We start from the raw sequence: 13,934 nt of genomic DNA, 5'->3' as shown, positions 1-13,934 counted from the left end.
TTATCTATATCTTAGGTAAGCTGTCGATTACTCAACTGTTACCGCTTTCGCTAGGTTACGAGGTTGGTCAACGTCGGTACCTTTGATTAGTGCGACATGGTAAGACAGCAGCTGCATCGGTACTGTGTAGTAGATAGGCGCTGTTACTTCACTTACGTGAGGCATCTTGATGATCTTCATGTTCTCATCGCTTTCAAAGCCCGCATCTTCATCAGCGAATACGTAAAGTAGACCGCCACGAGCACGCACTTCTTCAACGTTCGATTTCAGCTTCTCTAGCAAGTCGTTGCTTGGTGCAATAACGACTACAGGCATATCTGCATCGATAAGAGCCAAAGGACCGTGCTTAAGCTCACCAGCTGCGTATGCTTCTGCGTGGATGTAAGAGATCTCTTTCAGTTTAAGAGACGCTTCCATCGCGATTGGGTAGAACTCACCACGACCCAAGAACAGTGTGTGATGCTTATCAGCAAAATCAGGTGCCAGTGCTTCAATTTCTTTATCGAACGCTAATGCTTTCTCGATATCAGCAGGCAGTTGGTGAAGTGCTTGAACGATTTCCGCTTCTTTTTCTTCATTGATACGACCTTGTAGACGACCAATTGACGTTACCATCATCAGCATCGCTGCTAGTTGAGTTGTGAAAGCTTTAGTAGAAGCAACACCGATCTCTGTTCCTGCGCGAGTCATGAAGGCAAAATCAGATTCACGAACCAGTGAAGAACCCGCAACGTTACAGATAGTCATTGCAGACATATAACCCTTCTCTTTTGCAAGACGAAGTGCAGCAAGCGTATCCGCCGTTTCACCAGATTGAGACAGAGTCACCAATAGGCTGTTCGGACGAACAACGAAATCACGGTAACGGAATTCAGAAGCAATCTCTACGTCACAGCTTACGCCAGCTAGAGATTCAAACCAGTAACGCGCTGCCATGCCTGAGTTGTAAGACGTACCACATGCGATGATCTGCACGTGTTCAACCTTGCTTAGGATCTCTTCAGCTTTAACGCCGATCGCGTTAGTGATAACCGAAGTGTCAGAGATACGGCCTTCCATTGTATTGATCAGCGCTGTTGGCTGCTCGAAGATCTCTTTCTGCATGAAGTGGCGGTATTGACCTTTGTCGCCTGCGTCGTGTTCAGCGTTTGACTCAACGATTTCACGCTCAACACGCTCACCCGCTACATCAAATACCGTAACATCACGACGAGTTACCTCAGCAACATCACCTTCTTCTAGATACATGAAGCGACGAGTTACGCTCAGTAGTGCAAGTTGGTCTGATGCCAAGAAGTTCTCACCGACACCAAAACCGATAACGATAGGGCTACCAGAACGAGCCACAACAATGCGGCTAGGATCTTTGCGATCAACCGCTACCGTGCCGTATGCACCGTCTAATTGTTTTGCTGTTTTCTGTAGCGCTTCAACCAAAGAAGCTGAAGTGCGAAGTTCCCACTCAACTAAGTGAGCAATAACTTCTGTATCCGTTTGTGAAGTAAATACGTAACCACGCTCTTGCAGCATAGCGCGCAGTGCTTCGTGGTTTTCGATAATGCCATTGTGTACAACGGCAATATCACCAGACATGTGTGGGTGTGCGTTCGCTTCAGACGGCTCACCGTGTGTCGCCCAACGTGTATGAGCGATACCTGTACCACCAATCACTTGTTGCTCTTCTACTGCGTCAGCTAGCTCTTGTACTTTACCTAGGCGGCGTACACGAGTTAGGTTAGATTCAGTATCGACTACAGCGACACCAGCTGAATCGTAGCCACGGTATTCTAGACGACGAAGGCCTTCTACTAAAATTTCAGCTACATCACGCTGTGCTACTGCACCAACAATTCCACACATAGTTTCACTCCATCAATTTTGTTTTATTCCTATTGGCAGCAAGCAAAGGCCAAATCTTCATTAAGATCAATTATAGGAAGGTAAATGCATAATACTTAAATTTGTTTTTACGCTGGATCGGTCAGGATCACTCGAACATCATGTGATTCGATACTTGCTTTGGATTCTTCGCCTAAGTCTGTATCGGTAATTAAGATGTCAATGTGTTCCCATGCCAGCTCTAAGTTCGGGATCTTTCGTCCCACCTTTTCCGACTCAACCATCACGATCACTTCTCGTGACACTTCAGCCATTACTTTGCTCAGGCCAACCAGTTCGTTAAACGTGGTTGTGCCTCTATCGAGGTCGATACCATCAGCCCCAATAAATAGTTGGTCAAAATCGTAAGCACGAAGTACCGACTCTGCAACTTTGCCTTGGAAAGAGTCCGAATGGGTATCCCAAGTGCCGCCAGTCATTAATAACGTCGGCTCGCTTTCAAGCTCATTAAGCGCATTAGCAACGTGCAATGAGTTGGTCATAACAACCAAGCCACGCTTAGCATTAAGCTGCTGAATTAGAGCACCGGTCGTACTGCCACTATCGATCACGATGCGGTTATGGTCGCGAATTAAATCTGCAGCGGCTTTTGCCAATGAAATCTTTCGAGTCGAAACTTGTTGACCCAGTTCTTCGTTGACAACCTCTTTCGGTAACGAAATCGCACCACCATAACGGCGTAAAAGCTGACCGTTTTTCTCTAAAGACGCCAAGTCCTTTCTAATAGTGACTTCTGAGGTTTCGAACTTAGCGGATAATTCATCAACACTAACCTCCCCTTTTTCATTCACTAGGTTAGAAATTGCATGTCTTCTGAGCTGGGTGTTTCGTTTCGACATTTAAAAAAGGCCATTAAGTTTCGATATGAAACATATTATAGTTACAACGAAACTATTTAGTCCATTTATTTTGATCCAAAAAATTAATAAATAGCGATAAAACCTTGTCCTAAGACAATTGTTAAACAGTGATATTGAACTCATTAGGTGGTAGAATCCGCACCCGAAAAGAAAAAAAATTACAAAACTGACTGTTATTTTTTTGCAACTTACCCCCTATATAGTGGGGTAAGTCACAGAAAACCGATATTGAATCAAAATCTTTTAGTCATAAAATGACTAAAATTGATGAAAGACTTACAACTCTGAAGGACATATTGGAAGTCCCGCGCTTTTACACAACAGGCACAAAATGTTGATGTAGCGGACCAATCTTCAGAACTTAAATAAATTTCAAATTGTAACAATACTTACCGGAGAGTACCTTCCATGAAAAAGACCAAAATCGTATGTACGATTGGCCCTAAAACTGAATCTGTAGAGAAGCTAACTGAACTAGTAGATGCTGGCATGAACGTTATGCGTCTTAACTTCTCTCACGGTGATTTCGCAGAGCACGGCACTCGTATCGCGAACTTCCGTAAAGTAATGGAAAACAAAGGTGAGCAACTTGCTATCCTTCTAGATACTAAAGGTCCAGAAATCCGTACTATCAAACTTGAAGATGGTAACGACGTAGATCTAGTAGCTGGTCAAGAGTTCACTTTCACAACTGACGCAACAGTTGTTGGTAACAAAGACGTAGTAGCAGTAACTTACCTAGGTTTCGCTAAAGACCTAACAGCAGGTAACACTATCCTTGTTGATGACGGCCTAATCGAAATGGAAGTTATCGCAACAACAGAAACTGAAGTTAAGTGTAAAGTTCTTAACAACGGTGCTCTAGGCGAAAACAAAGGTGTTAACCTTCCTGGCGTTTCTGTTCAACTTCCTGCTCTTTCTGAGAAAGACAAAGCTGACCTTAAGTTTGGTTGTGAGCAAGGCGTAGATTTCGTTGCTGCTTCTTTCATCCGTAAAGAAGAAGACGTTAAAGAAATCCGTGAGCTTCTAAACGCTAACGGCGGCGAGAACATCCACATCATTTCTAAGATTGAAAACCAAGAAGGTGTAGATAACTTCGATTCAATCCTTGAAGCTTCTGACGGCATCATGGTTGCTCGTGGTGACCTAGGTGTTGAAATCCCAGCTGAAGAAGTAATCTTCGCTCAGAAGATGATGATCGAGAAGTGTAACCGTGCACGTAAGATGGTTATCACTGCAACTCAAATGCTTGACTCTATGATCAGCAACCCACGTCCAACTCGTGCTGAAGCGGGTGACGTTGCGAACGCAATCATGGATGGTACTGATGCAGTAATGCTTTCTGGTGAAACTGCTAAAGGTAAGTACCCAGTTGAAGCTGTTACTATCATGGCTCAAATCGCGAACCGTACTGATTCAGCTCTTAAAGCTGAGCTAGGTTCTCGTCTAGACAGCCCACGTCTACGTATCACTGAAGCAGTATGTAAAGGCGCTGTAGACACAGCAGAGAAGCTAGCTGCTCCTCTAATCGTTGTTGCAACTGAAGGCGGTAAATCTGCACGTTCAGTACGTAAGTACTTCCCAACTGCAAACATCCTAGCTCTAACAACTAACGAAAAGACAGCTGCACAGCTAGTTCTTACTAAAGGTGTTAAGCCAGTTCTTGTTGACTCTATCGAGAACACAGACGCGTTCTACATCAACGGTAAAGAAATCGCTCTACAATCTGGCCTAGGTAACAAAGGCGACATCGTAGTTATGGTTTCTGGTGCTCTAGTAGCTTCTGGTACTACAAACACGGCATCTGTTCACGTTCTATAAGAATGAACCGATTCGCATAAAATATAAAAGAGGGCTTCGGCCCTCTTTTTTTATGAAACAAAATCTTGCCTAACTTTTCAGTACGCTGTATTATCAATCACAATAGAACTACGTACTGTTAACCTCCAACTGACTCTTTCTAAGAGACGGATTAGCAGACTAGAAATCATATATAGATAAGGTTTGTAATGTCTAGTCCTACGCTCACTGACAAAGTATCAAAGATGATTCGCCAAGATATTCTTAATGGTGAGTTAACCCCAGGCCAAAAGCTTGTTGTTGCTGATCTAAAAGCACGCTACAACGTTGGCGCATCCCCTATTCGCGAAGCCTTGGTACAGTTATCTTGGAGCAAATACGTAAAGCTAGAGCCACAAAAAGGCTGCTGGGTATCTCCTGTATCAAAGAAAGAACTGAATGACCTATACGAAAGCCTTCGTGTTGTATCATCGGTTCTGCTTAAAAAAGCGATTGCAGCAGGTGATGAGAGCTGGGAACTGGATGTACTAACGTCTTACCATAAACTATCGCGAGTACAGTACGTATCTGAAGAGTTTGACTGTGTAGAATGGGAAGAGCGCCACCAGCAATTCCATGTCGCACTGCTTGAAGGTGCAGATTCAGAGAACATGTTTAAGTTCTTTGATGACCTAATTAACCAAGTGAAACGTTACCGCTTCCTCGCTATGTCTGCAGAAAGCGCATCAGATGATCTGTTCAATATTGATGAACACGAAATGATCATGAAACTAGTACTCTCTAAGAATGTAGAACAAGCGACTGAACTGCTTGATCAACACTTACTAGGTTCAATGAAACGAATTGAAGAAGTTATCGAAGCGGCATGATGCCAAGATAGATTCTAACCAAATAAAAACGGAGCCCAGCGGCTCCGTTTTTTTGTTTCCAGTACCACGACTGAACTACCACCCAAAAAACTCTTTGTGATGAGTATTGAGCAGCACAACCATAGGTAAAAAATACAATGCACTAAGTTGAAAGCCAAGAATGGCTAATGTGCCTATGGTTAACCTCACTAAAAAATCGACAAACATACCACGCCTCTTTTAACCAGACTGTATGATCCCCAAACTATTGCTCCAGCTAACCTAATTCTACTGCTGCCTTTCAAGTTATTGATAAGGCTAGCTAACCAGCTGAATTAAGTTAACGGTGTCATCCTTTTACATCTGGTAAACGCTCTATTTATTACATCGTTTAACACGATGTAATCTGAAGCAAAGTAGTTTACTTACTGTTAATTTTAGCTCAAATTTCCACCAACATTAGACTTTAGTCTAACTGTATAGATTTTGTGACACAGGTCGCTCAAAAGTGAGATTCCTAATAAAAAGAGGGAAAGGAAAAAGGAGTCGGGGCGCGACTTGAAGAGGTGAAGCAAATAGAAGACAGGACTAGATAGAAGCGAACCTAAGCGACATCATCGTAGCTAGGACACATAGAGACCGTATTACGGCCAGACGATTTAGATTCGTAAAGCGCAACATCCGCACACTTGTATGAGCGAGTGCTGTTACTGGTTAAATCCGTAAAGCCAACACTCACCGTTATCTTAGTTCCGGCAGCTAGCTCAATCTCAATTCGCAAGCGATCCAATACGCGCTTTGCTTCTGGCAGTGAGGTGTGTGGCATCAAGAGTGCAAACTCTTCTCCTCCAACACGTGCAACAAAGTCCGTCCCACGAAGGCTATCTTGCAGAAGTTTAGCAACACCAGCGATCACACGGTCACCTTCGTCGTGGCCAAGCTCATCATTGATTCGCTTGAAGTTATCGATGTCCACCAAGGCTAAGCAGGTGGTCGCTTCGATCGGGTAACGCTCAACTAAGCGAGAATAGTAGGCCAGCTGCTCTTCGAATTTTCGTCGGTTCCAGAGATTACTCAAAGAGTCACGTTCACTTAAGATCCTCAAACGTACCTCAAGCTCCTTCCTTACGGAAATATCAACCAACGAGGTGATGTAGTAACTGACTTTGCCTGAATTGTTTTTGACCGCATGCACTCGCATGATCGCAGTAAAAGGAATACGCAGCTTGTTCTTACACTGAACCTCCCCTTCCCATACTTCTTCTTGCTCTAAATGACTCCAAATAGCCGAGCTTGAGAGCACTTGGTCGGTATTCTCAAGCAGCAACTGCAATGCATTTTGACCGATCACCTGTTTTTTGCAGTACCCAGTCATGTTCTCAAATTCGTTGTTGATCATCATTGTGCGGTGCTGCTTGTCAGAGATCATCACTGCCGACATACCATTCAATGCGGCGCGTGCCAATTTACTCTCTAGGCTTCGGCGTCGGTAGTGCGTCACCAGGTAAGCAAACGGGAAAGCGAATATCAGCACCGTAATCAGAACAATGATCTCTTCATGGGCCAAATCATCTAGATCACGCTCAGCCCGATCCATCAGTTGCTTTTGATTAAGTTGAATCAGTAAATGGACCTTTTGACTGTTCGCGAGCATAACCGTGTTAAAGGCAAACAAATTACCATCTTCAAAAACGTATCCCACCTGATCATTGGAGATCGCATCCCACGTCTTCGGCGCGATATTTTTCAGGTTATAGCCTTTTCTTTCAGGAATAGAGTCTCCGAACAACTTACCGCTGTTGTTACTCGCGATGAAGTAACCCGCGTCATTGAGAACTTCTGCTCTAAGATCGTTATCTGGTGAAAAGCTCAGACGCGACGATAAGCCCCATACATCAAGATTGATGACGAGGTAGCCTACTCTTTCGTCAGGGGTTTCTACTGGGGTAAAGACACGGATTACCGGCGAATAAGGGAAGGTGACTTCACCATGCTCAGTTTCAAGCTCAATACCCCAACCGCCAATCTGTTCGGCTTCTAGTTTTTGAGCGTATTGGAAGTAGTTAGAATCCGACCTATCTTGCAGCTGTTGAGGAAACGTCACTCTACCGGTATCAGAGGAATAGTTAACACGCACCAATTCTTTGCCAGTGACATCCAACAGATGGATTTGTGTATACCACTTCTGGTTCACTAGAACAGATTGCCAGACCTCTTCAAGTAGATGTTTGGTTTGGTCTGAGGGAGAAGAAGCAAAGTTAACCAAGCTCTGGCTATGACTGAGTAGCTCCATGACCGAGACTAACTGAGTCTTGAGAAGATCATAATCTCGCTTGGCATACACTAACTGATGAACGGCTTGCTTAGCCGAGTAGTCAAAGCTCTGCTGTTTTACTTCTTTGTAACGCTGCAAATAATACAGACATACTGCAGAAGACAATATGATAGAGATAATCAGCAATGTAATTATTGATTTTTTATTTCGCATTGCTAACTCAGATGAATGGAAGTGCAGCGCGGGATTATAGCACTCTATAAAATTAACAAAATAAAAGCCGCTTAAAAAAGCGGCTTTTAAGTTATTTTTTAAAGACTTATCGTCTAGGCTTTCAACGCACGTTCGCCTCGTGCGATGCCAACAACACCACTTCGAGCAACTTCAAGCACTTCCGTCACTTCAGACAGTGCCTGAATGAAGGCATCCAGTTTCTCGCTAGTACCCGCCATTTGAACCGTATATTGAGAAGCCGTGACATCAACAATCTGACCACGGAAGATATCCGCTGTGCGCTTCACTTCCGCACGAGCAAAGCCGCTCGCACGTACTTTTACCATCAACAGCTCACGTTCAATATGCTCAAGCTCAGACACTTCTTGTACTTTAAGTACGTCGATTAGCTTATGTAGCTGTTTCTGAATCTGCTCAAGCTGCATTTCGCTCGAGTTAGTAGTGACGTTCAAACGAGACAGCGTCGGATCATCGGTTGGAGATACGTTCAAAGACTCGATGTTGTAGCCACGTTGAGAAAACAAGCCAACCACACGAGAAAGCGCACCAGGTTGGTTTTCCATTAGTAGTGAAATAATGTGTCTCATATTATGTTCTCTCCGTTTTGCTTAGCCACATGTTATCCATACCCTCGCCTTTGATCTGCATTGGGTATACGTGCTCGGTGTCATCCACACTAATATCGACAAATACCAAACGGTCTTTCATCGCTAGTGCTTTTTCCAAACCTGATTCCAGTTCATCCGGAGATGAAATGCGCATACCAACGTGGCCATAAGCCTCAGCGATAGCAGCAAAATCAGGAACAGAGTCCATATATGAGTTAGAGTAACGACCTTGATAAACAATGTCTTGCCACTGTTTTACCATGCCTAGGAAACGGTTGTTAAGGTTAATAATCTTAACGGGAATATTGTATTGCAGCGCAGTCGACAGCTCTTGGATATTCATTTGAATACTGCCGTCACCGGTTACTACAACCACTTCTTCGTCTGGTTTTGCAAACTTAACGCCCATACCAGCAGGCAGACCAAAGCCCATCGTGCCTAGACCACCAGAGTTAATCCAACGACGTGGCTTGTTAAACGGGTAGTATAAAGCAGCAAACATTTGGTGTTGACCTACGTCAGAAGCAACATAGGCATCGCCATTGGTTACTTTATGCAGTGTTTCAATTACTTGTTGAGGTTTGATGCGCTCAGACGATTTCTCGTAAGCTAGGCAGTCACGCTCTTGCCACTGCTTGATTTCACTCCACCAGCTTTCAATCGCTTCTGCATCGTTAGTGCCGCCTTGCTCAACGAGCAAGTTCACCATGCTCTCTAGAACCTTTTCAGCAGAACCTACAATCGGTAGATCCACTTTTACGTTCTTAGAGATCGAAGATGGGTCGATATCAATGTGCATGATCTTCGCATCAGGGCAGTACTTATCTAGGTTATTAGTCGTTCGATCATCGAAACGTACGCCAATACCAAAGATCAAATCCGCATTGTGCATCGCCATATTGGCTTCATATAAACCATGCATGCCTAACATACCCAAAGAGTTCTTATGGGTGCCAGGGAAAGCGCCAAGCCCCATTAGGGTGCTTACCACAGGTAAATTCAGTGCCTCTGCTAATTTTAACAGCGGCTTATCTGCCTCAGAAATAACCGCACCACCACCGACATAAAGTACCGGCTTCTTCGCTTCAAGAAGGGCTTTTAGCGCCTTTTTGATCTGACCTTTATGACCCGTAACCGTTGGGTTATACGAACGCATTTTGAGCGTTTCTGGGTATTCATAAGGAAGCTTGATTTGTGGGTTTAAGATATCTTTCGGCAGATCAATAACCACAGGACCGGGACGCCCTGTCGTTGAAATATAGAATGCTTTTTTAACGACTTCAGGGATATCTTCCGCTTTCTTAACTAAGAAGCTGTGTTTAACGATCGGGCGTGATACACCCACGATGTCACACTCTTGGAAGGCGTCATTACCAATGAGGTTATTTGGTACGTTACCAGAAATAACAATCATTGGGATTGAGTCCATGTAGGCGGTTGCAATACCAGTAACGGTATTGGTCGCACCTGGACCAGAACACACAAGTACTACACCCGGTTTACCGGTAGAACGAGTATAGCCATCTGCCATGTGGGTAGCGGCTTGTTCGTGTCGCACTAATACGTGTTTAATTTCAGCAGTTTTAGCATGCAACGCATCGTAGATATCAAGTACAGAACCACCTGGGTAACCAAAGATTTGTTCTACACCCTCTTCAATTAGAGACTGCACCACCATCTCAGCGCCGGATAACATTTCAGCGCCGGATGACATGGCTGTTTCAGGTTTTGTTGTCATATTGCTCTCCTCACCAGTTTCCAATCATATTTGGTGAACATGTTGGGCTGGTTTTTCATAGTCTAGGGCTTATTCGTAGCCTAATTCGAAATACTTCCACTTTTTCGGCTATGGCTGTCTGTCGTGATAACAACAAACAGTAATACGAAACAACTTTAACGCTTTATTATCATCTGGTCTAACACCTGTTATTCGGCAACTGTGCCAAAAAACCAACTATTAGCTCAAAGCATTAAATAAAACCCAACTCAGCCCCCCACGCCAGGTTTAAACACTAGTTAGCGAACAAAAAAAAGCACTTAATATTTTAATAGATCGCTATTTATCGATAAACCGCGAGCTTGCTGGTGTGCGCTTTCGCACATTGTGCTGTGTCATTAGATACAAAAAATCCCCCTAAAAATGCAATCACATTCGTAGGGGGATTTTTAAACAACTGAAAATTTATCTAAGCAGAAAACTACTTATCTTTAGGCTTTTCGTTGTACATTTCTTCGATTTCGTCTTGATACTTATCGTTGATAACTTTACGACGCAATTTTTGAGTTGGTGTCAGTTCACCATCATCCATAGAAAATGCTTTTGGTAGCAGTTTGAATTTCTTCACTTGCTCAAACTTAGCCAGTTCTTGCTGTAGGTCATTCACACGCTTTTCTAGCATCTCGACGATTTGGTGGTGCTTAACAAGTTCAACGCGATCGTGATACTTGATATTAAGCTCTTTGGCGTACTCTTCTAGCGAGTCATAACAAGGAACAATCAGCGCAGAAACGAATTTGCGTGTATCAGCGATAACAGCAATCTGTTCGATAAAGTGATCTTTACCAATCGCACCTTCAACCACTTGCGGGGCAATATACTTACCACCAGAAGTTTTCATCAGCTCTTTGATACGATCAGTAATGAACAGGTTACCATTTTCATCAAAATGACCCGCATCACCGGTTTTCAAGAAACCGTGCTCATCGAATGTCTTAGCTGTCTCTTCTGGCATCTTGTAGTAGCCACGCATCACCATTGGACCGCGAACAAGAATCTCGTCCTTAGCACCAATTTTTACTTCTGCGCCCGGCATCGACATACCAATCGAATCAGGGTTAAAACAGCGATCATCCCAACAAGATACTGTTGCCGTGGTTTCTGTCATGCCGTAGCCAAGTTTTACGTTGATGCCGATAGCATGGAAGAAACGACCAATCGTCTCATCAAGCTTCGCGCCACCACATGGCATGAAGTTGATGTTACCGCCGAGTAGAGCGCGCAGTTTAGATAGCACAAGCTTATCAGCTAGCGCATGGCTCTTCTTCAGCATCAACGATGGAGTACGACCTTCTTGGTGACAAACTGAAAGCTTTGCTCCCATGTTCACCGCCCAAGTAAATAGCACTTTACGAATAAATGGTGCTTTAGATACCTTCTCGTGAATCGCAGAGAAAATCTTCTCGTAGAAACGTGGAACCGCACACATTACGGTTGGCTTCACGTCGCTCAGCGCGTCACGCACCTGCATGGTATCTTGCAAGTAACAGTTGGTTGCGCCTTTATAGAGAACGTAGAAAGTCCACGCACGCTCAAATACGTGAGATAGAGGTAAGAAACACAATGAGACATCGTCTTTGCTTAAACTTAGACGCTCGTCATGGCCTTCTAATTGATAGCCAATATTGGTGTAATCAAGCATTACGCCTTTCGGCTGGCCAGTAGTACCAGAGGTATAGATAAGAGTCAGTAAGTCGTCCATGCTTGCATCTGCAAGACGAGCATCAAGTTCAGCTTGCTGAGCTTCAACACCGCGCGCCATGAAATCAGCCCAAGATACCGCAAAGCTATGGCCTTGAAGATCGATATCATCAGACATAGCCACAACCACTTCTAGCTGTTCACACTCTTCGAATAGGCTCACCGCCGCGTCAAATTGAACTTGCTCACCAACGAATAAGATCTTCACATCCGCATTTTGGATGATGTAAGACGACTGTGCTGCTGTGTTGGTTGGATAAATCGGCACAGTCACAAGACGAGCTTGTAAAGATGCAAAATCTGCCACGGTCCATTGAGGCATATTATTTGAATAGATACCGATCTTATCTTGAACTCTCAGTCCCTGAGCCAATAGTGCTAATGAAAGCGTATCGATTTGTTGTCCAAACTGCTCCCAGCTAATACCTTGCCATACATTGTCTACTTTGTGCTTCAAAGCTGTACGGTTGCCGCCTTGGGCAATTTGGTCACGAAGTCTTTTTACGATATGAAAATCTAAATTGGCCATCTCTTTACCTTTAGGCTTACACCTGTAAGCTTTTTTGAGCGCACAAGTGTACCTCTGATCATGGAAAAGGCAACTGATGAAGCTCAAAGTTATAAGTAATAGTACGTATCACGCTAAGTTTTCTATCAACAAAAATAGCAGGTACAAAAAAGCCCTAAGCCAGTCTCCTAGCTTAGGGCTTATAAATCATAGGGATTAGTGTCTAGTTAAGTGCCACTACTTCGCCACAGATCATCATTAACTGATCTCGTAACCAAATGTGTCCTTTATCCTTTTCACTTGATTCGTGCCAGCTTAGGAAGCCAGAAATCGCCGCATTATCGAATGGGAAATCTAGAATCTGAAGCTGCTCTTTGTTTGCTGCATGTTCAACCATCCAACGAGGAGCAATTGTTACTAGTTCAGATTGGCCTACAACGTAAAGAACGTTGCTTAAGCTCGTACCTTCGTAGAAAGGCGTGCAATCTAGGTCACGGTAAGCTTGCTCAGAGAAGCTACGTTGACCATGGATGCGAGACAGTTTTGCGTGCTTTTCGTTAAGCAGCTCTGCCGCAGAAACTTCACCGTTGATACGTGGGTGAGAAGCAGAAGCAACCACAACTAATTCGTCTTGGAAGATTTCAGTGCTTGAGAAACCTTGCTCATCAAAGCGAGCGTAATCGATCACGAAGTCGATTTCTTGGTAGCGCATGCGCTCAGAAAGTTGACGATCGAATTCAGCATCCATGTGCAGTTTCACGCTAGGTGCTTGCTCGTTGATAGTCGACATAATCTTAGGTGCAAAACGCATGTCACAAGGGCTGCAAATCGCAAGCTTGAACAGGCGAGAAGAAGACTCTGGAGAGAACACAGAACTTGGTAGTTCGTTGCGTACTAATTGTAGCGCTTGGCGGATAGGACCAAACAACTGACGTGCACGTTGAGTCGGTTGAATACCACGACCTTGGCGCATGAATAGTTCGTCGTTAAACATCACTTTTAGACGAGCAACAGCGTTACTTACAGCAGGCTGAGACATACCCAGATTGTGAGCTGCACGTGTAATGTTTTGCTCTTGCATAACTGCATCAAATACAGTCAAAAGATTTAAGTCGACTCCACGAAGTGTGCTTTCCATTCTGTAGCTTGCAATAGCACTCATTGCGTCTTTCTTATCTAACATTCAAGTTGCCTCTTGTCGGTTCGACAGCGTTAAATTGGTAATGGTATGAGAATAGATAACCACTAATTCTTATATTTATCAGACCGATGTTTTTCGGATTGACATTACTATTAACCAATGCATCTCGAGCTACCAACAAGATTGATAAAGAATAATTTTATTTTACCTTAATGATTAATTAACACATGAAAATCATGCAATTACAGAGTTATAAAAAAACATAAAATGCAGCATTTATGAG

Annotated in this window: 9 protein-coding genes; 2 read left to right on the top strand and 7 right to left on the bottom strand. The window is 43.8% G+C overall.

Annotated features, from left to right (window positions below; all coding sequences use genetic code 11):
* Positions 1 to 27 precede the first annotated feature (27 nt).
* Both glmS and AB4512_RS12325 read right to left on the bottom strand, forming a co-directional pair.
* Positions 28 to 1,860: a glutamine--fructose-6-phosphate transaminase (isomerizing) gene (glmS, locus tag AB4512_RS12330; RefSeq protein WP_017061405.1), complete on the bottom strand. Its 1,833-nt coding sequence runs from the start codon at positions 1,858 to 1,860 to the stop codon at positions 28 to 30.
* A 107-nt stretch (positions 1,861 to 1,967) separates the two neighbouring features.
* On the bottom strand, positions 1,968 to 2,738 hold the full coding sequence (locus AB4512_RS12325) for a DeoR/GlpR family DNA-binding transcription regulator (RefSeq protein ID WP_017061404.1): 771 nt from the start codon (positions 2,736 to 2,738) through the stop codon (positions 1,968 to 1,970).
* A 429-nt stretch (positions 2,739 to 3,167) separates the two neighbouring features.
* Here AB4512_RS12325 and pykF point away from each other — a divergent pair, with 429 nt between their 5' ends.
* Positions 3,168 to 4,580 carry a pyruvate kinase PykF gene (pykF, locus tag AB4512_RS12320; protein ID WP_017061403.1) on the top strand — a complete coding sequence of 471 codons (1,413 nt, stop codon included), beginning with the start codon at positions 3,168 to 3,170 and terminating at the stop codon, positions 4,578 to 4,580.
* A 188-nt stretch (positions 4,581 to 4,768) separates the two neighbouring features.
* Positions 4,769 to 5,428, top strand: coding sequence for a GntR family transcriptional regulator (locus tag AB4512_RS12315; RefSeq protein ID WP_372174966.1), 660 nt, complete (start codon positions 4,769 to 4,771; stop codon positions 5,426 to 5,428).
* A 583-nt stretch (positions 5,429 to 6,011) separates the two neighbouring features.
* Here AB4512_RS12315 and AB4512_RS12310 read toward each other — a convergent pair.
* From AB4512_RS12310 to leuO, 5 genes are all read right to left on the bottom strand, one after another.
* Positions 6,012 to 7,895: a diguanylate cyclase gene (locus tag AB4512_RS12310; RefSeq protein ID WP_372174965.1), complete on the bottom strand. Its 1,884-nt coding sequence runs from the start codon at positions 7,893 to 7,895 to the stop codon at positions 6,012 to 6,014.
* 113 nt (positions 7,896 to 8,008) lie between these two features.
* Positions 8,009 to 8,503 (bottom strand): acetolactate synthase small subunit, encoded by a 495-nt coding sequence (gene ilvN / locus AB4512_RS12305; protein ID WP_008219984.1) that lies wholly within the window; start codon positions 8,501 to 8,503, stop codon positions 8,009 to 8,011.
* A 1-nt stretch (position 8,504) separates the two neighbouring features.
* Positions 8,505 to 10,262: an acetolactate synthase 3 large subunit gene (locus tag AB4512_RS12300; protein ID WP_017062926.1), complete on the bottom strand. Its 1,758-nt coding sequence runs from the start codon at positions 10,260 to 10,262 to the stop codon at positions 8,505 to 8,507.
* A 460-nt stretch (positions 10,263 to 10,722) separates the two neighbouring features.
* On the bottom strand, positions 10,723 to 12,531 hold the full coding sequence (locus AB4512_RS12295; protein ID WP_136979308.1) for a long-chain fatty acid--CoA ligase: 1,809 nt from the start codon (positions 12,529 to 12,531) through the stop codon (positions 10,723 to 10,725).
* A 202-nt stretch (positions 12,532 to 12,733) separates the two neighbouring features.
* Positions 12,734 to 13,693, bottom strand: coding sequence for a transcriptional regulator LeuO (gene leuO / locus AB4512_RS12290; protein WP_017061397.1), 960 nt, complete (start codon positions 13,691 to 13,693; stop codon positions 12,734 to 12,736).
* Positions 13,694 to 13,934: the final 241 nt, after the last annotated feature.

Origin of the sequence: Vibrio sp. 10N.222.52.B7 (genome assembly GCF_041474275.1) — a bacterium.
Lineage (GTDB): Bacteria > Pseudomonadota > Gammaproteobacteria > Enterobacterales > Vibrionaceae > Vibrio > Vibrio crassostreae_C.
Note: the sequence above shows the minus strand (reverse complement) of the source record. Positions and strands in the feature narration are given on the sequence as shown.